The sequence below is a fragment of the Devosia sp. P1_H9 genome (assembly GCF_056405135.1).
Genome location: NZ_JBFUCQ010000005.1, coordinates 1 through 21509, shown reverse-complemented (window position 1 = coordinate 21509; position 21509 = coordinate 1). Strand labels below are relative to the sequence as shown.

Annotated in this window: 21 protein-coding genes; 7 read left to right on the top strand and 14 right to left on the bottom strand. The window is 65.5% G+C overall.

What is annotated here, in order from left to right; translation table 11 throughout:
• Window positions 1–82: 82 nt before the first annotated feature.
• Window positions 83–793, bottom strand: a complete 711-nt coding sequence (gene ctrA, locus AC1DYL_RS10800) for a response regulator transcription factor CtrA (protein WP_477149767.1) — start codon at window positions 791–793, stop codon at window positions 83–85.
• A gap of 395 nt (window positions 794–1188) precedes the next feature.
• Between ctrA and fliI the strand changes: the two genes are divergently transcribed.
• Both fliI and fliJ read left to right on the top strand, forming a co-directional pair.
• On the top strand, window positions 1189–2529 hold the full coding sequence (gene fliI / locus AC1DYL_RS10795) for a flagellar protein export ATPase FliI (protein WP_477149766.1): 1341 nt from the start codon (window positions 1189–1191) through the stop codon (window positions 2527–2529).
• 28 nt (window positions 2530–2557) lie between these two features.
• On the top strand, window positions 2558–2971 hold the full coding sequence (fliJ, locus tag AC1DYL_RS10790; RefSeq protein ID WP_477149765.1) for a flagellar export protein FliJ: 414 nt from the start codon (window positions 2558–2560) through the stop codon (window positions 2969–2971).
• Between the two features lie 73 nt (window positions 2972–3044).
• Here the strand turns inward: fliJ and AC1DYL_RS10785 are convergent, their stop codons facing one another.
• The 3 genes from AC1DYL_RS10785 to AC1DYL_RS10775 all read right to left on the bottom strand — a co-directional run bounded on the left by AC1DYL_RS10785 (window position 3045) and on the right by AC1DYL_RS10775 (window position 5876).
• The gene (locus tag AC1DYL_RS10785; protein ID WP_477173136.1) at window positions 3045–3980 is read right to left on the bottom strand and encodes a PRC-barrel domain-containing protein; all 936 of its coding nucleotides are present in this window, start codon (window positions 3978–3980) and stop codon (window positions 3045–3047) included.
• 286 nt (window positions 3981–4266) lie between these two features.
• Window positions 4267–4701, bottom strand: a complete 435-nt coding sequence (locus AC1DYL_RS10780) for a GNAT family N-acetyltransferase (RefSeq protein WP_477173135.1) — start codon at window positions 4699–4701, stop codon at window positions 4267–4269.
• 38 nt (window positions 4702–4739) lie between these two features.
• On the bottom strand, window positions 4740–5876 hold the full coding sequence (locus AC1DYL_RS10775) for a zinc-binding metallopeptidase family protein (protein WP_477173134.1): 1137 nt from the start codon (window positions 5874–5876) through the stop codon (window positions 4740–4742).
• Between the two features lie 123 nt (window positions 5877–5999).
• Here AC1DYL_RS10775 and AC1DYL_RS10770 point away from each other — a divergent pair, with 123 nt between their 5' ends.
• Entirely contained in the window at window positions 6000–7040 is a 1041-nt protein-coding gene (locus AC1DYL_RS10770; RefSeq protein ID WP_477173133.1) for a hypothetical protein, read from the top strand.
• Window positions 7041–7051: 11 nt separating this feature from the next.
• Here the strand turns inward: AC1DYL_RS10770 and flhA are convergent, their stop codons facing one another.
• Genes flhA through fliF form a run of 6 tightly spaced genes read right to left on the bottom strand, consistent with a single transcriptional unit; the run spans window position 7052 to window position 14325 of the window.
• Entirely contained in the window at window positions 7052–9181 is a 2130-nt protein-coding gene (gene flhA / locus AC1DYL_RS10765; RefSeq protein ID WP_477173132.1) for a flagellar biosynthesis protein FlhA, read from the bottom strand.
• Between the two features lie 45 nt (window positions 9182–9226).
• Entirely contained in the window at window positions 9227–10597 is a 1371-nt protein-coding gene (flbD, locus tag AC1DYL_RS10760) for a sigma-54-dependent transcriptional regulator FlbD (RefSeq protein ID WP_477173131.1), read from the bottom strand.
• Between the two features lie 2 nt (window positions 10598–10599).
• Window positions 10600–10887, bottom strand: a complete 288-nt coding sequence (gene fliN, locus AC1DYL_RS10755; protein ID WP_477150061.1) for a flagellar motor switch protein FliN — start codon at window positions 10885–10887, stop codon at window positions 10600–10602.
• A gap of 32 nt (window positions 10888–10919) precedes the next feature.
• On the bottom strand, window positions 10920–11558 hold the full coding sequence (locus AC1DYL_RS10750; protein WP_477149758.1) for a FliH/SctL family protein: 639 nt from the start codon (window positions 11556–11558) through the stop codon (window positions 10920–10922).
• Window positions 11558–12592: a flagellar motor switch protein FliG gene (fliG, locus tag AC1DYL_RS10745; protein WP_477150060.1), complete on the bottom strand. Its 1035-nt coding sequence runs from the start codon at window positions 12590–12592 to the stop codon at window positions 11558–11560. The genes AC1DYL_RS10750 and fliG overlap by 1 nt, the downstream gene beginning before the upstream one ends.
• Window positions 12593–12645: 53 nt before the next feature.
• Window positions 12646–14325, bottom strand: a complete 1680-nt coding sequence (gene fliF, locus AC1DYL_RS10740; RefSeq protein WP_477173130.1) for a flagellar basal-body MS-ring/collar protein FliF — start codon at window positions 14323–14325, stop codon at window positions 12646–12648.
• A 154-nt stretch (window positions 14326–14479) separates the two neighbouring features.
• Here fliF and AC1DYL_RS10735 point away from each other — a divergent pair, with 154 nt between their 5' ends.
• Window positions 14480–15106: a glutathione S-transferase family protein gene (locus AC1DYL_RS10735; RefSeq protein ID WP_477173129.1), complete on the top strand. Its 627-nt coding sequence runs from the start codon at window positions 14480–14482 to the stop codon at window positions 15104–15106.
• Window positions 15107–15131: 25 nt separating this feature from the next.
• A complete protein-coding gene (locus AC1DYL_RS10730) occupies window positions 15132–15758 on the top strand; it encodes a glutathione S-transferase family protein (protein ID WP_477173128.1) in 627 nt (208 codons plus the stop codon).
• 81 nt (window positions 15759–15839) lie between these two features.
• On the opposite strand, the gene sciP is transcribed toward AC1DYL_RS10730, so the two are convergent.
• Entirely contained in the window at window positions 15840–16118 is a 279-nt protein-coding gene (sciP, locus tag AC1DYL_RS10725) for a CtrA inhibitor SciP (protein WP_055046067.1), read from the bottom strand.
• Between the two features lie 226 nt (window positions 16119–16344).
• On the opposite strand from sciP, the gene AC1DYL_RS10720 reads away from it, so the two are divergent.
• Entirely contained in the window at window positions 16345–16896 is a 552-nt protein-coding gene (locus AC1DYL_RS10720; RefSeq protein WP_477157034.1) for a pyridoxamine 5'-phosphate oxidase family protein, read from the top strand.
• A gap of 62 nt (window positions 16897–16958) precedes the next feature.
• Here AC1DYL_RS10720 and AC1DYL_RS10715 read toward each other — a convergent pair whose 3' ends face one another.
• Both AC1DYL_RS10715 and AC1DYL_RS10710 read right to left on the bottom strand, forming a co-directional pair.
• Window positions 16959–17648: a flagellar hook assembly protein FlgD gene (locus AC1DYL_RS10715; RefSeq protein WP_477173127.1), complete on the bottom strand. Its 690-nt coding sequence runs from the start codon at window positions 17646–17648 to the stop codon at window positions 16959–16961.
• Window positions 17649–17657: 9 nt separating this feature from the next.
• Window positions 17658–19454 (bottom strand): flagellar hook-length control protein FliK, encoded by a 1797-nt coding sequence (locus AC1DYL_RS10710; protein ID WP_477173126.1) that lies wholly within the window; start codon window positions 19452–19454, stop codon window positions 17658–17660.
• Between the two features lie 225 nt (window positions 19455–19679).
• Here AC1DYL_RS10710 and mnmA point away from each other — a divergent pair, with 225 nt between their 5' ends.
• Window positions 19680–20831 carry a tRNA 2-thiouridine(34) synthase MnmA gene (mnmA, locus tag AC1DYL_RS10705; protein ID WP_477173125.1) on the top strand — a complete coding sequence of 384 codons (1152 nt, stop codon included), beginning with the start codon at window positions 19680–19682 and terminating at the stop codon, window positions 20829–20831.
• Here the strand turns inward: mnmA and AC1DYL_RS10700 are convergent.
• Window positions 20828–21013 carry a hypothetical protein gene (locus AC1DYL_RS10700; protein WP_477173124.1) on the bottom strand — a complete coding sequence of 62 codons (186 nt, stop codon included), beginning with the start codon at window positions 21011–21013 and terminating at the stop codon, window positions 20828–20830. The genes mnmA and AC1DYL_RS10700 overlap by 4 nt on opposite strands.
• Window positions 21014–21509: the final 496 nt, after the last annotated feature.

Sequence of the window (21509 nt, the reverse complement as noted above, 5' to 3'; positions counted from 1 at the left end):
GAAAACCCCGCACCGTATGGCGCGGGGTTTTTCAAGTCCGCCGCAACGCGGGACTTCTAATTAGGCGACGCCAAGGGACGCGCTAGGCGACGCTCGATTCCGCGAACGTCTCGTTCTCGTCGGGCTCGCGCAGCACGTAGCCGCGGCCCCAGACGGTCTCGATGTAGTTCTTGCCACCGGTGGCGACCGAGAGCTTCTTCCGGAGCTTGCAGATGAAGACGTCGATGATCTTCAGCTCGGGCTCGTCCATGCCGCCATAGAGGTGGTTGAGGAACATTTCCTTGGTGAGGGTCGTACCCTTGCGGAGCGAGAGCAGCTCCAGCATCTGGTATTCCTTGCCGGTCAGGTGCACGCGGGCCGACTGGACTTCGACGGTCTTGGTGTCGAGGTTGACGGTCAGGTCGCCGGTCGAGATGACCGACTGCGCATGGCCCTTGGAACGGCGGACGATGGCGTGGATGCGGGCGACCAGTTCATCCTTGTGGAAGGGTTTGGTCATGTAGTCGTCGGCGCCGAAGCCGAGGCCGCGCACCTTGTCTTCGATGCCGGCGAGGCCCGACAGGATCAGGATCGGGGTCTGCACCTTGGCCACGCGCAGGGTGCGCAGCACTTCGTAACCCGACATGTCGGGAAGGTTCAGATCGAGCAGGATGATGTCGTAGTCGTAGAGTTTGCCTAGGTCGACGCCCTCTTCACCGAGGTCCGTCGTGTACACGTTGAAACTCTCTGATTTGAGCATCAGTTCGATGCTCTGCGCTGTCGCGCTGTCGTCCTCGATCAAGAGTACACGCATGCCGTCAATCCCCTTAAACCGTTCCCTGCTGGAACTATGGATGAGGCGCCTTGCGCGTTCACCCTTAACCGAACCCTACTGGATATGACCCAAACCTAAGCGCAATTAGTTAACAAAGTTTAATTCTGATCCGCAAGATGCAATACGTCTGTCGTTAGTGATATGTTAAATCGTTGAAAATGCTACAGAAATCGCACCTAACGGACTTAAGAAACTAGGTTAAGAAAGCACTTCAATCGACTCTGCCGACTCAAGGATTTGAGGCCCTTGAGGGGTGGAAAAGCGGCTCAGCGCGAGCTGGGCATATGTCGGGGCAGGTCCCCATGGTTAACGCTTTTTGCTTAACGTTCGGTTACCTTGGGAATCAAGCGATTCGCCGGCCCTGAAAGAGGCAAATGCAGTCCCTGAAAGCCGCAATTGATGCCATCGAGGACGTCGAGGTCTTCGGGCGGGTCAAAACTGTGCAGGGGTTGCTCATCGAGGTGGTCGGCCCGGTGCGCGAGTTGCGGGTCGGCGGCCGCGTTTCGATCGAAACCACCAATGGCGGGGTGCTGGGCGCCGAGATCATCGGCTTTCGCGACGGCCATGCGCTGTGCCTGCCGTTCGGACCGCTGAACGGGGTGCGGCTCGGCTGCCGGGCACTGTTCAAGAGCCATGACGGATCGGTGCAGCCGGCGGAAAGCTGGCTCGGCCGGGTGATCAACGCCAATGGCGAGCCGATCGACGGCAAGGGTCCGCTGATGGGTGGGCCGACACCGTATCCGCTGCGCCAGGTGCCGCTGCCGGCGCATGAGCGGATGCGGGTGGGCGACCCGCTCGACATGGGCGTGCGGACGCTCAACACCTTCACCACCATGTGCGAAGGCCAGCGCATGGGCATCTTTGCCGGCTCCGGTGTCGGCAAGTCGGTGCTCATGTCGATGCTGGCGCGGAACGCGCAGGTCGACGTGGCCGTGATCGGACTGATCGGCGAGCGCGGCCGCGAGGTGCAGGAGTTCGTCACCGACTATCTCGGCGAAGTCGGCATCCAGCAGGCGGTCGTCGTGGTCGCGACCTCCGACGAGGCGGCCCTGATGCGGCGGCAGGCGGCGTACCTCACGCTCACGCTATCGGAGTATTTCCGCGACCAGGGCAAGCGCGTGCTCTGCATGATGGACAGCCTCACCCGCTTCGCCCAGGCGCAGCGCGAGATCGGGCTGGCGATCGGCGAGCCGCCGACCGCCAAGGGCTATCCGCCGACGGTTTTCACCGAACTTCCCAGATTGCTGGAAAGAGCAGGACCAGGGCTCGCTGAATCGGGCTCCATTACCGGTCTATTTACCGTTTTGGTGGAAGGTGACGATCACAATGAGCCCATTGCGGACGCCGTACGCGGCATTCTTGATGGGCACATCGTGATGGAGCGCTCGATCGCCGAGCGAGGACGCTATCCGGCGGTCAATGTGCTCCGGTCTATCTCGCGAACCATGCCTGGGTGCGTGCCGGCCAATGTGCGGCCCACCCTGCAGAAGGCGCGGGAGCTCATGTCGACGTTTGCCGACATGGAGGAACTGATCCGGCTGGGGGCATACCGGAAGGGATCGGATCCAGGCGTGGACCGTGCCATCGCGATCAACCCGGCGCTGGAGGCGTTCTTGAGCCAGCAGCGGGAGGAGCGCACCTCGATTGCCGACGGCTATGTGATGCTGGAGGCGATCCTGGAAAAGGTGGGCGAACAATCCGCGTCAGTGAAGTGAATGACTTGAGGTGTAAGGAGTACAAGTCATGAAGTCGCGGAGCGAGAGCCTGATCCGGCTCAAGAAGTTCCAGGTGGACGAGAAGCGCCGTCAGGTCACGCAGATCGAGATGATGATCGCCGATTTCGAGCGCATGGCCGCCGAACTCGATCAGCAGATCGAAATCGAGCAGACCAAGACCGGCATCTCCGACATCGCGCATTTCGCCTATTCGACCTTCGCCAAGGCCGCGATCGCCCGCAGGGACAACCTGCTCGCGTCGGCCAACGACATGAAGGGCAATCTCGAGGCGGCGCAGGACGCATTGGCAGAAGCGGTCGAGGACCTCAAGAAGGTCGAACTGCTGGACCAGCGCGAGCATGGCCGCGAGCAGGAAGCGGAAGCGAAGTCCGAGCAGGCGGAATACGACGAGATCGGCCGGCTGCGGCACATCCGGCGTTAGGAACGCTCAATCAGACAATGAAAAGGCCCGCCGGAGCGGGCCTTTCGCGTTTGCCGTAGCAGTTGGGCGGCGACTACAGCGCTTCGGTGCGCAGCGTCTGGGCGTCGCGCTCGTTGGCGTAGGTGTCCTTGTTGTAGGCGACGGCCTTGTCGAGCTGGTCGCGCGTCACGTTGAGGAACAGGTACTTGTTGCCGTTGGGATCGGTGGCAAAGCGCAGGTTCTCGATACCGACAGCAACCGGCTTGGTGCCGATGCCGAGGAAGCCGCCGAAGTCGATGATCACCGCCTCGACGGTCTTTCCGTCCTGAGCCAGCACAACGTCGCCAATGGTCCCGAGATGCTCGTCCGCCGGGCCGTAGGCGTTGGTGCCGATCAACTCTTCAGCCGTCAGCGGTGCATCGGTCAGCGTATCGCGGGCGATCGGCGTCGCCGCGGGCGCAGCCGCCTTGTCTGCAGGCGCCGCGGCCTTGTCGGCTGGCGCTGCCGCATCAGCGGGCTGGTCGGCAGGGGCGGCAGCGTCAGTCGCCGGAGCGGTGGCGTCGGCCGGCGCCGCAGCGTCCTCGTCGGTGGTCTTGAAGTCGGGCGCAGTTTCCAGCGCTTCCTTGGTCGTGTTGAGGACGAAGCGTTCGGAGCCATCCTCGGCGGTGACCCACTCGAGTTCGGCGTAGTTCACGGCGACGTTCTTCTCGCCGATACCGAGAAAACCACCGACTCCGATGATGACCGCGGCGACTTCGCCGCGCTCACCGATCACCAGATTGTTGACGTCGCCAATGTGCTCGGCATCGGCTTCGGTCGAGGAATAAACCTGTTTCCCGATGATCTCGGTGGCGAGATTGTCCTTGTCGGTCACCGAGTAGCCGGACGCGAGGATGGACGTGTCAAGCGGGGCGGCGGGCGCTTCCGTCGTGGCTGCGGGTGCCTCGGTCTTTGCCGGGGCATCCTGGGCCATAGCGCCGGCGGTCAACAGCGCGGCGACGGCAGTGGTGGTCAATAGGGTACGGAACATTGTAACGTCCTCTCGTTCGTGTCTGTCATGAACAAGGCCGTGCGGCACATCGCTTGGCTGTGGCGTGCCGCACGGCCCGGTGCATTACAACGTGACGGGTGCGCGAGTGTTCCGGGGCGGAGAAATCAAAAGGCCGGCCCCGTTTTCGAGGTCCGGCCCTTCACGCCTCCCAGCGTTTCTTCGGGGCGCGGCGAGGCGCCCCACATCCAACAAGCTAGCGGAGAATTGACGGCGGCGCGCGCTTTGCCGGGTTAACCGGTAAAGATTGAATTAATCCGGTAACGGCTCAGTAGGTCTTCATCGCGAGGTGGAGGATGCCCGAGCCGTCGTCGAACGGCTCTCCGAAGGCGACGAAACCCAGGCCCTGGTAGACGCCGAGCTTGTCGTGCTGCGCGGTGAGATAGAAGCGGGTTTCGCCCCTGGCGCGGGCCGGGTCCATGGCGTGCTGAAGCAACTGCTTCGAGATGCCCTTGCCGCGCCATGACCTGGCGACGACGACCCGGCCGAGCTTCACGTGCTCGGGCGTCCAGATGATCCGCAGCGTGCCCACGACGTTGCCGGCGCCGATGGCGACGAGATGGGTCGCGGTCAGGTCGTCGGCATCGAACTCCTCGCTTTCGGGGATCTGCTGCTCAATGACGAACACCTCGCGGCGGAGCGCGAAGGCAGCGTTGCAGAGGGTGGAAAACACCGGAACGGTGAGGAGCGTGATGTCGTGCATCCGCGATAGAGATCACATCGGCGCGGGGCGCTCCAGTGTCAGGTGCGGGGCAGCTTGGCGGGACCGGTGGGCACATTGATCGGCACGGGCCCGGCCGGGCTGGGCACCGTCCATTGCACCGCGCCGGCCTCGTGCACCAGCTTGTCGATGAAGCCGAGCTTCGCGATCACCTCCGGGGTAAGGACGAAGGGATAGGCGTCGTGCTGGCCGACAGCGCGGTTGAGGTTGTTCATCAGCGACGCGAGGGGGATCCAGTTCTCGATCAGCTCGTCGATGTTCGAATTGCCGTAGGGATCGTAGTCGAGGCGGGCCGTGAGTTCGCCAGCTTGGTCAACGTCGGGCCGGAGATTGACGCCGAACGAGGCCGCCATCTCGGTGGTATCGACCAGGTGCAGGTAGTGGGCGAAGGTCTCGGCGAAATCCTCCCAGGGGTGCGAGGTGGCGTAGGCGGAAATGTAATGCTGCTGCCAGTCGGCCGGTGCGCCGTTGGCGTAGTGCGCCTGCAGCGCCGCCTCGTACTCGGCGGTCTCGTCGCCGAACAGGCTGTGGAACTCGTCGTGCGCAGGGCGCCCGGCAACCAGCACGTCCCAGTAGTAGTGGCCAATCTCGTGCCGGAAATGGCCGAGCAGGGTGCGGTAGGGCTCGTTGAACTGGGTGCGGCGATATTCTCGCGCGGCATCGTCGGCCTCTTTCAGGGCCACGGTGATGACACCGCTATCGTGGCCGGTGAGCACCGGGGAGCGCGAGATTTCCTCGTTGAGGAACTGGAAGCTCAGGCCGTGGATTGGGTCCTCGTTGCGGGTGGCGAGCGGCAGATGCAGCCGCAGCAGCGAATAGATCAGCCGCTTCTTGGCGCGTTCGATGACCTGCCAGCGCCCCAGGTCGACCGGGTTCTGGATGTCGGGGATCATGGCGTTGTGGCGGCAGGCGAGGCAGAAGGGATCAGCGCCCGGGGCGTGCAGCAGCAACCAGTTGCAGGCGCCATGCGCGGCGTTGGCGCAGTAGACGAACGAGCGATTGAAGAAGGCCGGCGCCATCCAGATGCCGGGGCCGCCATCGAGCGAGAACAGGTTGTTGGTGAGCGGACCATAGCCGAGCGACCGCCCACAGCGCTCGCAGCGGGTATTCTCGAAGTAGAGCAGGTGACCGCAATGGTCGCAGCGGAAGAGCTTCATTGGGGCTCACGAGTGACGCGGGACCAGAATGCTCGCCGGCGCGCGGCGGTTCCGCCCGCCATCCCGGAAAATTAACGGCGGCGCGGCATCATTCGCCGAGTTTATCGGGACATCCTGAACGCGATGCGTACGCGACTGGCAGAATTGCCGCAACCGTTGGCCTATGTCGTGCTTGGACTGACGCTGGCTGCCATCGTATTGCTGCTGGTGGCGGCGATGGGGCGGGCGCCGCTGATTCCGGCTGACGCGGGGGGCGTGCCGGCGCCTGAGGGCGATCTGGTCAGCTATCAGCGGATCATCGAGCGGATGCGCGGCGGGGCGGACTACTACACGGCTGCTCATCAAGTGCTGGTGGCCGACGGCTATGGCACGCGCTCGGTGTTCAACTGGCGGATGCCCGCCTGGCCGATGCTGCTGGCGGCGCTGCCGGCGGGCTGGGGGCAGGGGATGTTGGCGGCGCTGGCGTTGTGCGGCGTGCTGATGGTCTATCGGATGATGCGCGAGGATGGAGGCGTGGTGGCGGCGCTGCTCGCGACCGTCGCTGTGGCCGGTAGTCTCGGTGGGATTGCGGCGCCGTCGAGCGTGGTGTTTGCGGAGGTAGCAGCGGGGACGCTGATCCTCGTGTCCGTCGCGGCATACGGCAATGGCTGGCGGGTGGTCGGGCTGGTTGCGGGGCTGCTGGCGCTATTTCTCAGGGAGCTGGCGGCGCCTTATGTGGTGATCTGCCTGCTGCTGGCGCTGCGCGAAAAGCGCTGGGGCGAGCTGTGGATCTGGGCCGTCGGCCTGGTCGCTTACGCCGCCTATTTCGGTTGGCACTGGTGGATGGTGAGCCAGCAGTTGGGGCCGATGGACAAGGCTTATGGGGAGGGCTGGCTGCAGTTTGGCGGTCTGGGGTTCATCCTCGCGACCGCTGGGTTCAACGGGCTGTGGAGCCTTGGCCCGCTCTGGCTCGCAGCGGTATTCCTGCCGCTTGGACTGTTGGGCCTATGGGCCTGGCCGAAGGGCACGCTGGCGCTGGCGGCGGTGGTGGCGTTCGTCGTGCTGTTCGCCGCTGTGGGTAAGCCGTTCAACTACTACTGGGGGGCGCTGTACACGCCTGCGCTGATGCTGGGCGTGGGGTGGGCGATCCTCGGCGCGTGGGAGGCTGTGCGGTCGCGGGTGTGATGCCCCGTCAGCTAGATGCTCCCGATCGTCTTCAACCTTACCCGCGGATGCACTTCGTTCTGGCTCATCACTACGGTCTGCGGGCGGAAGCGTTCGATGATGGCGCGGACGTGGGGGCGGATGCCGGGGCTGGTGATCAGCACCGGGATTTCGCCCATCTGGGCGGCGTTCTCGAAGCCCTGCTGGATGCCGATGATGAACTGCTGCAGGCGGGATGGGGCCATTGCAAGGTGGCGGTCGTTGCCGTCGCCGACCAGCGCCTCGGCAAAGTCGCGTTCCCACTGCGGCGAGAGCGTGAGGAGTGGCAGGTTGCCGTCGGGGCCGAGATTGGCAGCGCAGAGCTGGCGGGCGAGGCGGGAGCGGACGTGCTCGGCAATGGTCTGGGCGGTACGGCCCGGGCCGGCGATCTCGGCGATACCTTCGAGAATGGTCGGCAGGTCGCGGATCGAGATGCGCTCGATGAGCAGGGTCTGAAGCACGCGCTGGACGCCGGAGACCGAGATCTGGCTGGGGATGATGTCCTCGACCAGCTTCTGCTGGTCTTTGGTGAGGCCGGCGAGCAGCGACTGGACGTTGGCGTAGCTGAGGAGGTCCGAGACGTTGGCCTTCAGCACCTCGGTGAGGTGGGTGGAGATCACGGTCGAGGGATCGATGATCGAGTAGCCGCGGAGTTCCGCCTCGTCGCGCAGCGCCGGCTCGATCCAGGTGGCGGGCAGGCCGAAGGTCGGCTCGGTGGTGTGGACGCCGGGCAGGTTGATCTCCTTGCCCATGGGGTCCATCACCATCAACTGGTGCGCGAAGATCTGGCCACGGCCGGCGTCGACCTCCTTGATCTTGACGCGATAGTCGTTGGGCTCGAGCTGCATGTTGTCGAGGATGCGGACCGGCGGCATGATGAAGCCGAGTTCGGTCGCGAGCTGGCGGCGCAGCGCCTTGATCTGCTCGGTGAGCCGGTCAGTGCCGGTGTCGTCTTCCTTGACCAGTGACAGAAGACCATAGCCAAGCTCGAGCTTCAGCTCGTCGATCTTGAGGCTGTCCGAGATCGGCGCTTCCGACGCGACCGGGTTGGCCTGGGCGTGCTCCATGGCGGCTTCGACGATGGCGCGGTCGGCAGTGGCGGCGTGCTTCTTGCCCGACTTGAAGGCCAGCCAGCCGCAGCCACCGGCGAGGGCGAGGAAAGGGATAATCGGCATGCCCGGCAGCAAAGCCAGCGCGCCAATGACGGCGGCCGACATGCCGAGTGCCTTGGGGTAGCCAGTGAACTGCTTCACCAGCGCCTTGTCGGCGGAGCCGGTGACGCCGGCCTTGGAAACGAGCAGGCCCGCGGCGGTGGAAACGATCAGCGCCGGGATCTGCGAGACGAGGCCGTCGCCGACGGTGAGCAGAGTGTAGTTGTTGCCGGCTTCCTGGAAGGTCAGCCCTTCCTGCAGCATGCCGATAACCATGCCGGCGATGATGTTGATGAAGGTGATGAGGAGGCCGGCGATGGCGTCGCCGCGCACGAACTTCGACGCACCATCCATGTTGCCGAAGAAGGCGCTTTCGGCCTCGAGGTTCTCGCGGCGCTTCCTGGCCGTGGTTTCGTCGATCAGGCCGGCCGAGAGATCGGCGTCGATGGCCATCTGCTTGCCCGGCATGGCGTCGAGGTTGAAGCGCGCCGCGACTTCAGCGATGCGGCCCGAGCCCTTGGTGATGACGATGAAGTTGACGATTATCAGGATGGCGAAGACGACGACGCCGATGACAAAGTTGCCCCGCATGACGAAGTTGCCGAACGCCTCGATGACATGACCGGCAGCGTCGGTGCCGTTATGGCCTTCGGCGAGGATCAGGCGGGTGGTGGCGAGGTTGAGCGCCAGCCGCAGCATGGCTGCGATCAGCAGCACCGTTGGAAACGACGAGAACTCGAGCGGCGTCTGGATGAACAGCGCCGTCATCAGGATCAGCACCGAGAAGACGATCGAGATCGCCAGCAGCCCATCGAGCAGCAGCGGCGGCAGCGGCACGATGAGGACGACGATGATCCCCATGATGCCGATGGCGAGCCCGATATCGGACGTGCCGAGCGCCTTCCAGAGGCCCTGGATCGAGAAGGTCGGAAGCTTCAGGCCGGAGGGGCCGGGGGCAGAGAGATCAGCCACGAGGGGATCCTGAAGTCAGAGCGCTAGGAGTGGAGTAGTCGTCGATCACGCCGCCGAGTTCCGCTGCTCGCCGGGAGCGGCGATGGCGATGCCTTCGTCGGCATACTGGTTGAGCTTGTTGCGGAGCGTGCGGATCGAGATGCCGAGGATGTTGGCGGCGTGGGTGCGGTTGCCGAGCACGTGGTCGAGGGTATCGAGGATCAGGTCGCGCTCGACGTCGGCAACGGTGCGGCCGACCATGGTGCGCGAGATGGTCTCGGCGGTCTGCGCGGCCTGGCCGGCCAGTGAGGCCATCGCGACGACTTCGCTGAGGCCGGTGCCGTCGGGCATCGAGATGGCGTCGGGGCCGATGATCTCACCGCCCGAGAGCAGCACGGCGCGGTGCAGGGTGTTCTCGAGTTCGCGGACGTTGCCGGGCCAGGGCGCGCGGAGTAGGGCTTCGCGGGCTTCGGCGGAAAGGACGCGCCGGCCCAGGCCGTTGGCCTTGGCGTATTTGTCGACGAAGTGGTCGCTCAGTGCCGCGGTGTCGCCGGGGCGGTCGCGGAGCGAGGGAAGCTTGAGGTTGACCACGTTGAGGCGGAACAGCAGGTCTTCGCGGAAGCTGCCGTCCTTCACCGCTTCATTGAGGTTGCGGTTGGAGGTGGCGATGATGCGGATATCGACCGGCACGGGCTTGGTGCCGCCGACGCGGTCGATCAGCCGCTCCTGGATGGCGCGGAGAAGCTTGGCCTGGAGCCGGACGTCCATTTCGCTGATTTCGTCGAGCAGCAGGGTGCCGCCCGTGGCTTCCTCGAACTTGCCGATGCGGCGGGCGATGGCGCCGGTGAAGGCGCCCTTCTCGTGGCCGAACAGTTCGCTCTCGAGTAGCGCCTCGGGGATGGCGGCGCAGTTGATCGAGATGAACGGGCGGCTCGCTCGCTTCGAGCGCGAGTGGAGGTACTTGGCCATCACCTCCTTGCCGGTGCCGCTCTCACCGGTGATCAGCACCGAGGCGTCGGAGCCGGCGACCTGGTCGGCGAGCTTGACGACGCGGGCCATGGCCGGGTCGCGGTAGAGGAAGTCGGACGACTCGCGGGCAACGGCGGCGATGACCGCGGCGATCAACTCGGCGTCGGGCGGCAGCGGGATGTATTCCTTGGCGCCGGCGCGGATGGCGCTGACGGCGGCGGCGGCGTTGCTCTCGGTGCCGCAGGCGACCACCGGGATGACGATGCGTTCGGCATCGAGCCCGGCGATCAGCCCGGCGATATCCATCATCACGTCGACCAGCAGCAGGTCGGCGCCGCGGCCGGCGCGGAGTGAGGCGAGCGCGATCTCGATCGAGGGGGCGTGGGCAACCTTGGCGCCGCCGTCCATGGCGAGCTTGGTAGCGGTGGTGAGCTGGCCTTCGAGGGCGCCGACGATAAGAAGCCGCATGATCAGGCCGCCTTGATGATTTCGGTCATAGTGACGCCGAGACGGTTCTCGACGAGGACGATTTCGCCGCGCGCGACGAGGCGGTCGTTGACGTAGATTTCGACGGCTTCGCCGACCTGGCGGTCGAGCTCGACGACGGTGCCCACGTCCATCTTGAGGAGGCTCGCCACCGGCACCTTGGCGCGGCCGAGCACCACCGAGATGCGGACGGGGACGTCGAACACGGCCTCGAGGTCGGCGGCGGTCTTTTCGCCGGGCGGGGTATGGCCCTCGCGACCGGGAGCGGTCATTTCCTCGAAGGTGACGCCGGTATCGCCGGTGCTCATTGCTCGGACTCCTCAATTCGTATGCCGCGGGCGGCAAAGTATTCGGCGATGCGGGCGTCGATTTCGGCGCTCAGCTTGCGGATATCGCGGACCACGCCGCCATCGGCCCACTCGATGCGGGCGTCGCCGATGGCGATGTCGGGATCGCCGAGCACGACGAGACGGCCAGTGAACCCCGAGGTGGTCATCTTGGCGGTGGCGATGTCGCGCACGGCTTCGGCCAGCGCCGGATCGCAACGGATGACGAGGTGCGGCACGCCATCGAGCGTTGCCATGCACTCGGCTACCAGCTGCTCGATTTCGACCGTGGGTTCGCGGGCGATCAGGCCACCGGCGAGCTTGCGGGCGATCGACAGCGAAAGCTCGACGCCCTCGGCGATGGTCTGCTTGCGCGCGTCGTCGATGCTGGCGGCCATCGCGGCGACACGCACGGCCAGCGACTCGGCGGCGGCGGCCTCGGCCTTCGCGGCCTTGGCCACGGCGGTGCGTTCGCCCTCGGCGAGACCAGCCTCGCGGGCTTCGCGGCGGGCTTCCTCGAGCAGCGCGGCCATCGCCGTCTCGGTGACCAGCGAGTTGCGCTCCTGGCGGCGGCCGAGGTCGAGGTCGAAGGTGAACTTGGCGGGGGTGGCGCTCATCAGCCGATCATCTCTTCATCGGCCTTGCCCTTGGTGATGATGATCTCGCCCTTGGCGGCGAGGTCCTTGGCGGTGGCGACCATGCGGCCCTGCGCCTCGTCGACGTCCTTCAAACGGACCGGGCCCATGGCCTCCATGTCGTCCTTCAGCATCTTGCCGGCGCGGGCCGACATGTTGGCGAAGAACACCTCCTTCACCGTGTCGTTGGCGCCCTTCAGCGCGAGGCCAAGTTCCTTCTTGTCCATCTTCTGGACCAGCGTCTGGATCGCCGAGGCTTCGAGCCGCGCCAGGTCCTCGAAGGTGAACATCAGCGCCTTGATGCGGTCGGCGCCGTCGCGATCGCGCTCTTCCAGCGTGGTGATGAAGCGCGCTTCGGTCTGGCGGTCGAAGGAGTTGAAGATCTCGGCCATCTGCTCGTGGCTATCGCGACGCTTGGTGTGGCTGAGGGTCGACATGAACTCGGTGCGGAGCGTCGTCTCGATCTTTTCGAGGATCTCCTTCTGCACCGGGTCGAGCGACAGCATGCGCTGCACCACTTCCATCGCCAGCTCCTCGGGCAGGGAGCCGAGCACCTTGCCGGCATGGTCGGTGGCGATCTTGGAGAGCACCACGGCGATGGTCTGCGGGTACTCGTTCTTCAGGTAGCTGGCGAGCACGTCTTCCTGAACGTTCGACAGCTTCTCCCACATGTTGCGGCCGGCGGGTCCGCGGATCTCTTCCATGATCGAATCGACGCGATCCTGCGACAGGAAGCTCAGCAGCAGGCGCTCGGTGGTGTCGGAGTTGCCGGCGATGGTGCCGTTGGATGAGACGCGGGTGACGAATTCGACCAGCAGCGAATCCAGCATGTCCTGGGTGATCGGCCCCAGCTTCACCATGGCGCGCGACAGCTGGCGGATTTCCATCTCGTCCAGCTCTTCGAGGATCGGCTTGCCGAAATCGGGACCAAGCGCCAGCAACAGCACGGCGGCCTTCTCGTCGCCCGAAAGGGCGCGCTGGCTGGCATCGGCACCGATGACCAGCTGCTTGTTCATCACCTGGTCGGTGGTCTGGGCGATTGCAGCGGCGGCGGCCATCTACAGGGTCCTCATGTGGCGCTCGCCAGCCAGTCGCGCACGATCAGCGCGGCCTGCTTGGGGTTTTCATCGACCAACTGGCCCACCGTCTTCAGGGTCTGGGCCTGGCTCTCGCCCATCGACTTGGCGTTGTTCATCCAGGCGGGGACGCGCGGTGGCTTCCTCGGCTCTTCCTCTTCGGTGTACTCGCCGTTGAGGTTGGGGAGGGTCGAGACGATGGCGTTGTTGCCGAAATTGCCAGGGCCGGTGCCGGGATGCCCGCCGAGTTCGGCGCTGGCGGGGAGCGCCAGGGTCTTGGGCTCCGGCGCCAGCACGCGCTTCAGCAGCGGGCGGAGGACGAAGAACACCAGCGCCAGGGCGATCAGCAGGGTGACCGCCATTTCGGCGCCGTTCATCAGGTCGTCGCGGGTGAAATCGAGCAGGCCGGGCTCGCTGGTGCCGGCGGCGGCGAGTTCGGGGCGGTCGGCGAACTGCAGGTTCGCGACCTGCACCTGGTCGCCGCGGGCATCGGAGAAGCCGACGGCGGATTTCACCAGCGCGGTGATCTGGTCGATCTCGGCCTGGGCACGCGGGGTGTAGACCGAGTTGCCGTTGGCGTCGGCGACATAGGTGCCATCGACCACCACGGCGATCGACAGCCGCTTGATGCCGCCGGCTTCGGTCAGCGCCGTTTCGGTGACCTTGGAGATTTCGAAGTTGGTGGTCTCTTCGGTGGTCGAGCCCTGCTCCATGGTCGACGTGCCGCTGCCGGTATTGGCCGAGGCGCCGGGCAGTTCGTTGGAGACGCTGACCTGGCCGCTGTCGCCGTTCTGGGCGGAGTTGGCGAGGTCGCGGGTCTGGGTGGAGCGGACGACCTGACTGTTCGGGTCGAACGTCTCGGAGGTCTTGCTCAGCCGGTTGAGGTCGAGTTCGGCGGAGACCTGAACGCGGGCGCGCCCCGAGCCGACGATGTTGGCGAGCAGGTCTTCGACGCGGCCGCGCAGGCGGTTCTCGACGTTGAGGGTGCGCTCCTCGGTTTCGCCGGCAATGACGTCCTCGGGGCCGTTGCCGGCGCCGGAGGCGAGGAGCCGCCCGGTATCGTCGACGACCGAGACCCGGGCCGGGGTCAGGCCCTCGATGGCGGAGGCGGCGAGATGCTGGATGGCGCGGATTTCGCCGGCCGAGAGTTCGCCGCGGACGGACAGGACGATCGAGGCGGTGGGGTCCTTCTGCTCGCGGCTGAACAGCGCACGCTCGGGCAGGACGAGGTGGACGCGGGCGCTCTTGATGCGGGCGAGCGAGGAGATGGTGCGAGCGAGTTCGCCCTCCAGGGCGCGGACATTGTTGATGTTCTGGACGAAGCTGGTGGCGCCCAGCGTCGACTGCTGGTCGAAGATCTCGTAGCCGACCTGGCCGCGGGTGGGCAGGCCGTCCTCGGCGAGCGACATGCGGATTTGGGTGATCTGATCGCGCGGCACCAGTATGGTGTCGCCTTCGCCGCGCAGTTCGTAATTGACGTTCTGGGTCTGGAGTTCGGAGACGATGGCCGCCGAATCCTCGAACGAGAGGCCGGAGTAGAGCGGCGCCAATGGCGGCGTCGAGGCCCGCATGATGAGGAACGCGAAGAACCCCAGCATGAGTACAGCTATGACGGCCATGGCGGCGACGCGCGCCAAACCGAGGCGGTTGAAGAACTGCAGCAACCCGTCCACGCGGACTGTACCCTTGTCTAATCGAGGGTGCGCGCGAACGCACCGAGCCCATGGGCAAAAATTACCTAGTGGATGGTAAACAACTCATTAACCGGTCGTTGCAGAATGCAAAAACAGGCAACGATTGCCGGGTGAGGGTTAAGGAGAGGTGAGTATGGGAAATTTGCGTATCCTGGGTCGGGTAACCTCGATCAACGTCCGCAAGGTGAGATGGACGGCCGACCTGATCGGCATCGAGTACGAAACCGAGGTCTGGGGCCTGCCCGACCGTGACCCGAAGGTGCCGGAGTTCCTGGCCCTCAACCCCAACGCGCAGGTGCCGGTGATCGTCGATGACGGGTTCGTGCTGTGGGAGAGTAACGCCATCATGCGCTATCTCGCCGAGTCGCGGCGGAGCGGGCTGTGGCCGGTGATGCCGCGGGAGCGGGCGCTGGTCGACCAGTGGCTGACCTGGCAGGTGGCGGAGCTCAACGCGCAATGGGGCTACGCCGTCTACGCGCTGATGCGCAAGAATCCGGCCTACACCGACGAAAAGCGCATCGCCGATTCGATCCGCAACTGGTCGGCGAAGATGCAGATGCTCGAGGCCCGGCTCATCGAGGGCGGCGGATTTGCCGCCAATGGCCGCCTGAGCATTGCCGATATCGGGCTGGCCGTTTCGAGCCATCGCTGGTTCTCGACCCCGTTCGACCGGCCGGAGCTGCCGGCCGTGCGCGATCACTACGAGCGGCTGAAGGCCACCCCTGAAGGCCAGAAGTACATGGGGGAGGGGACGCCGTAGCAGCGGACCTCGGAGGGACACGGGCATGGGCCGGCTGAGGATTCTCGGGCGCGTCACGTCGAGCAACGTGCGCAAGGTCTTGTGGACTGCCGACCTCATGGGGCTCGACTACGAGCATGAGGTCTGGGGGCAGCCGCATCGCGATCCCAAGGTGCCGGAATTCCTCGCGCTCAACCCCAATGGGACAGTGCCGGTGATCGTCGATGACGGGTTCGTGCTGTGGGAGAGCAACCCCATCATGCGCTATCTCGCCAACACGAGGCGGAGCGCGCTGTGGCCGGTAGATGGCCGGGAGCAGGGGCTGGTCGATCAATGGCTCAGCTGGCAGGCGGAGGAACTGCTGCCGTCCTGGCTCTATGCCGTCACCGCGCTGCTGGGCAAGAACCCGGCCTTCGCGGATCCGCCGCGGATCGCGGAGTCCATATCGGCGTGGTCGGCGAAGATGCGGATGCTGGACGAGCAGCTAGCCAAGGGCGACGGGTTCGTTGCCAATGGACGGCTTAGCTTGGCGGACCTGGCGATGGCGATCTCGGCGCATCGCTGGTTCTCGACGCCGTTCGATCGCCCTGAGCTCCCGGCGGTTCGCGAGCATTACGAGCGGCTGAAGGGGACGGCGGAGGGGCGGAAATACCTAAGCGCGGAGACCCCTTAGCGAGACTGGAGGTGCCCGCCAGAAACGACAAAACCCGCCTCGGCTGCCCGGGCGGGTTGGTCGTCACCACAAGGGAAGGCGTCAGCCTTCGCGGTAGTGCTGGATCCAGGTCGTACGAAGACCGGCGAGGCCATGCTTGTCGATGGCGGCCTGCCAGTTGAGGAACTCGTCGACAGAGAGGGTATAACGCTGGCAGGCTTCCTCAAGGCTCAAGAGGCCACCGCGAACTGCGGCGACAACTTCGGCCTTGCGGCGGATAACCCAACGACGAGTGTCTTTGGGGGGCAAGTCCGCAATCGTCAGCGGACTTCCATCCGGGCCGATCACGTACTTTACACGCGGACGCATTTGGACGGTCATTGTACTCACTTACTCAACCTGACCACATCCCGAACCGTAGCCCATCGCACTTAAAATTCGGCTAAGGCATTACTTAAAATGCGTTAAAAGCCGGGGCTCTCGGGGTGTTGGGTCATTAACATCTCAACAGCTAGTCGCGACCGATTCCGGCGACAAGGCTTGGTCGCAAGTTGCATGGAATGTGACTTGATTTGTCGCTATCGGCGGCATGAAAGGGGGCCTCGTCATGGCCAAGGACTTCCCCGCGCTCAATGCGCACCAGCGTGATTTCATCTCGCGCCAGCACTTCTTCTTTACCGCCAGCGCGGCGGCCGGCACGCGCATCAACATCTCGCCGCGCTCGACCGACATGTTCCGGGTGATGGGCGACAACAGTGCTTGCTACCTCGATCGCACGGGCAGCGGTAACGAGACCGCTGCGCACCTCAAGGCGGATGGGCGGATGACCATCATGTTCTGCGCCGTCGAGGGCCCGCCGCTGATCCTGAGGCTCTACGGCCGCGGCCGCATCATCCCGCGCGGCGGGGAGGAATACGCGGCGCTGCTGCATGAGCAGTTCGCCGACACCGAGCCGCTCGGCGCCCGGCAGATCACCTGGCTCGACTTCGACCTGGTGAAGACCTCATGCGGCTACGGCGTGCCGCTGATGAGCTACGAAGGCGAGCGCGACACCATGGACCGCTGGGCCGAAGCCAAGGGCGTCGACGGGATCGACGCGTATTGGCAGGAAAAGAACATGGTCAGCATCGACGGGTTGCCGACCGGGTTCGGGGAGTAGTTCTCCACCGGTGGGGCTGAACCATTGTGGTTTCGCTTAAGTGGCGTCTGCCGGCAGCGTGACTAGACCGCGTTCTCGTCCGGCGTGTCCGCATCCGCCGCGGTCTTCGCCCGCACCGAGAGGACGGCGGAAAGATTGACGCGGGCGCCGCCGACGATCAGCACGGGCTCGGAGCCGGAGAAGTCGATGCCGGTGACTTCGCCGGTCATGTCGGTGGCCACGTCGACCAGCTTGCCGTTGGAGTCGCGGGCTTCGATCGTGACGGTGTAGGAGCCGTCTTCGCGCTGCTTGCCGTCGTTGCCGATGCCATCCCAGCTGAAGACGCTCTCGCCCTGGTTGACCGTGCCGGCCTTGGTGTAGACCACGTTGCCCTTGGCGTCGCGCACGGTGGCGATGATGTCGGCCTTCGACTTCACCGCGAAGTGCCAGGAGACGGCGCTGTCCACCATTTCGGCCTTGGTGCCCGCGGCAGTGACGATCTTGCCCACATAGCTCACCGCCTGCGAGTTGTTGGCGGTCTGCGTCGAGGTCATCATCGCCTCGAGGAACTCGTTGGTCTTGAGCTGCTGCTCGACGCCGGTGAACTGCACCAACTGCTGGGTGAACTGGTTCGTATCGAGCGGATCGAGTGGGTTCTGGTTCTTCAGCTGCGTAGTCAAGAGCTGCAGGAATGTATCGAAGTTCTGCGCGATGGTCTGGCGGGTGCCGCCGAGGGCACTGTTTGACGTTGAACCGACACCGGATACGGCCATCTGGGCCTCCTAGACGAACAGGTTGAGGCCGCTGGCCGAAGCCGTGCCGCGATAAGTGGTGGTGGCGGCTTCCGCCGCCGTGTCGTCGCCGCCGGCGAAGCTGTCGCCGCGGCCACTGAAGCCGGGTTGGTCGCCGCGGCCGTCGCCCATGCCGCCCTGCTGGGCGAAGGGGTTCTGGCGCAGCGAGAATTCGAGGTTGGTCTTGGTGCCATCGAGCCCGGCCTGCTGCAGTGCCTGCTGCAGGGAGCGCTGGTCGCGCTGCAGGAGGTCGAGCGTCTCGGGGCGCTCGACGGTCATGCGGGCGCTGATGGTGCCGGATTTGTCGACATCGAGCCTGACATCGATGCGGCCGAGTTCGGCCGGATCGAGGCGGATCTGGAAGCGGCTGCTGCCGGCTTCGAACTGGCGCACCACCTCGAAGGCGACCTGCGGCAGGTTCACCTGCTGCACCGGCACCTGGTAGGCGGCGTGGATGCTGCGGGCCGCCGCGGCTGCGCCAGCGACGAGAAGCGGAGCCGGGGGGGCAGTGCTGGCGGCGGCGTCCTGTGCGGCGGGTGCAGGCGAGGCCGCGGTGACGGCGGCTGGCTTGGGTTCCGGATCGGCGACGCGCGTCTCGGTGGTCGTGGGGGTGAGCACGACGGAGTGGCGGACACTGCCGGGGTCGCGCGGTGCCGGTGCTTCGGGCGCTTCGAGCTCCGGAGCGGGGGGCGTTTCGGCGCTCGCTTCGGGCTTGGTCGACTTGGCGACGGCCACTGGCACGACAAGCGACGGGGCAATGAAGGGTTGCGGCGCGGGCGCCTTGGGGGCGGCCGGCCTGGGCGCGGCGAGCGCCTCTATGATGCGCGAGATCTCCGGGTCCGCCGCCGCATCGCCGGAGAGTTCGGCGATCAGCTCGGGTGGCACAGTGCCGCTCTTCAGGCTCTTGGCGAGGGTTTCGAGCTTGGCCGCCAGTTCGGGCGATTGCGCCGCGAGCTTGTTGCCAAGGTCGCCGATCAGCTTGCCGAGCTTCGCCAGTGGCGCAGGAACCGCAGTTGGTGCAGCGCCGGCGTCAGCGTCGGCGTCGGCGTTGGCGTCGGGGGCAAGGGCCGGGGCAGAGGCAGGGGCAAAGGCAGCAGTTACTGCGACGGCCGGCGCCGGCGCCGCAGTCGTTGAGGAGTCCTCGGCTGCTGCGATGACGGTGTCACTGGTCGGGATCGGGACAACGGGTTCGGCGGCGGCGCCTTCCGGCACAGGGGCTTCAGCCGGAATCACAGCGGCGTCGGGTGCGGCCGTGGGAGGTGCCTCTTTCGCCGGGGTAGCGGGGAGTTCGGGCGCCGCGGTGGGCAGGATGCCTTCGCCGCTGGCGAGCGCGGTGATCTTGGGATCGATCTGCGGGGTCGGCGGCGCGAAGGTGCCGAGGTAGACGGCGACGGCATCGAGCGCGTCGCTGAGCTTGTCTGCCAAGGCCGGGTCGACCGGCTTGCCGGCGTCGAGCGCGTCGTTGATAGCGATCAGCGCGTCGCTGAGTGTCTTCAGCAGGGATTTTCCCTGTGCGGTCTGCATCGGAGGCTGGTCGTTGATGGCGATCAGCGGCGTTACCGTGGCCGTTTCGGGCAGCACGGCCGCCTGGCGCAGGACGGCAGTCTCGGCAAAAGCGGTGGCTGGGGTTTCGCTTTCGGGTGTGGGTTGTGGGCCGAGCAGCGACAGCAGGGCCGCGAACAGGCCGGGCTCGGCGACGTCACCTGCCGGCGCCGCAGCCGAAGCGGTGCCTGTCGTCACGATGGACAACGCGGCCGGCGCAAAACCCGATGTAACCGATGCCGTCACAAACGCCTCACGAGACACAATGCTCCGGTGAGAGCGTTGCAAGCGCCGTGCCGGATAGATGAGTGAGTATTTTCAACAGGTTACGATGGATGCGAGCCCAGCATGGGCGGCAAAGCCTGCACGGGGCGGCAATATGTGCCGAGCGGGCCGTCGCTTGCGCCCCACGCCGTTCCCTCTTATACCGCGCCGCATCCGTCGGACCTTGAACCCTTCTGGATGAGAGATATGGACCTGAATTCGCTTGATTTGCCCAAGCGTCCCCAGGACACGCGCGTTGTCGTCGCGATGTCGGGTGGCGTCGATAGTTCGGTGGTCGCCGGCCTGCTTGCCCGTGAGGGTTACGATGTGGTCGGGGTCACGCTCCAGCTTTACGATCATGGCGAGGCGACGCACCGCAAGGGCGCCTGTTGTGCCGGCCAGGACATCCACGATGCGCGGCGCGTGGCGCAGGCGCTGGGGATTCCGCACTACGTACTCGACTATGAAGAGCGCTTCAAGAATTCGGTGATGGAGCCGTTCGCCAATGCCTATCGGCAGGGCGAGACGCCAGTGCCGTGCATCGCGTGCAACCAGAGCGTCAAGTTCGTCGACCTGATGGAAGTGGCGAAGGACCTGGGCGCCGACGTGCTGGCGACGGGGCACTATGTGCAGTCGAAGCTCGTCGACGGCAAGCGGCGGCTGTTCCGGCCGGTCGATGACTCGCGCGACCAGAGCTATTTCCTGTTCGCCACCACCGAGCAGCAGCTGGATTTCCTGCGCTTCCCGCTCGGCGGCATGACCAAGCCCGCGGTGCGCGAATTGGCGCGCGAGTTCGGGCTGGAGATTGCTGAGAAGCACGACAGCCAGGACATCTGCTTCGTGCCGCAGGGCAAATATGCCGACGTGATCCGCAAGATGCATCCCGAGGCGCTGGGGCAGGGCGAGATCGTGCATCTCGACGGCCGGGTGCTGGGCAAGCACGACGGCATCGTCAACTACACGATCGGGCAGCGGAAGGGCCTCGGCGTCGCCGCGGGCGAGCCGCTCTATGTGATCAAGCTCGAGCACCGGACCAGCCGGGTGATCGTCGGGCCGCGCGAGGCGCTGATGACGAAGACCGTGCGGCTGCGCGATGTGAATTGGCTGGGTGAGCGCGAGCTTGCGTCGCTCGCCGCCGGCAACGGTATGCCGATCGAGGTGAAGGTGCGCTCGACGCGCCCGCCGCAGTCCGGCGCCGTGCACATGGCCGACGGCGAGGTGTTCGTCACGCTGTTCGCGGGCGAATACGGCATTTCGCCGGGGCAGGCCTGCGTATTCTATGCCGACGAGAGCGAGACCAGCGAAGTGCTGGGCGGCGGGTTTATCGCTGAGGCGGTACCGCAGGCGCTGGTGGCTTAGGGCGTGGTGGTCGTTTCGGCGGCCGGCTGGGTCGCGGCTTCCTTGAGCTGCTGGTAGTTGCCGAGGCCGCCCATCATGGCCGAGATGATGTAGGTCAAGAGCAGCGCGCCGAGCAGCAGCAGCACGATACGGCTGCGGGTGAGCTTGAACGGGCTGTCGGGCTTTTTCGGATCATCGGACATACGGATGGGACTACGCTTCCTGTGGCCGAGCGGCAAGGGCGGAGGTGCGCCCTGTGGCTGCGGAGCACTCGATGCCCATCTCCTCCTTGGCGGGGGAGAATAGAATTTCTTGGGCTTAGCCCTTCGCTAAGCCTTAGAAGGGGGGCGATGGAGGGCACATTGGCTCCACACCCTCCGGGTGTCATCCCAGCGAAAGCTGGGACCCATTTCACCACCCGCACTAGCCGCGAGTTGGGTCTCAGCTTTCGCTGGGATGACACGGGAGAATGGTGTCAGATCAGTGGCTTAGCAGAATCTTTGCGCCGATCTATCCCCCCACCTCCCCACCCATGCGATTCTCCCGCTCATCCGCTGCACCGAAGCGAGATCATGACGAGTGGTTGGTGCGGGGGAGACCGGGTGGGCTGCGGGTCGCTGCAGTTCAGGCGGAAACCATCACGGCAAGGACCGGTTCGCCGGTCAAGCCGCTATCACGCGAGGGTCGCTCGATGCGGAG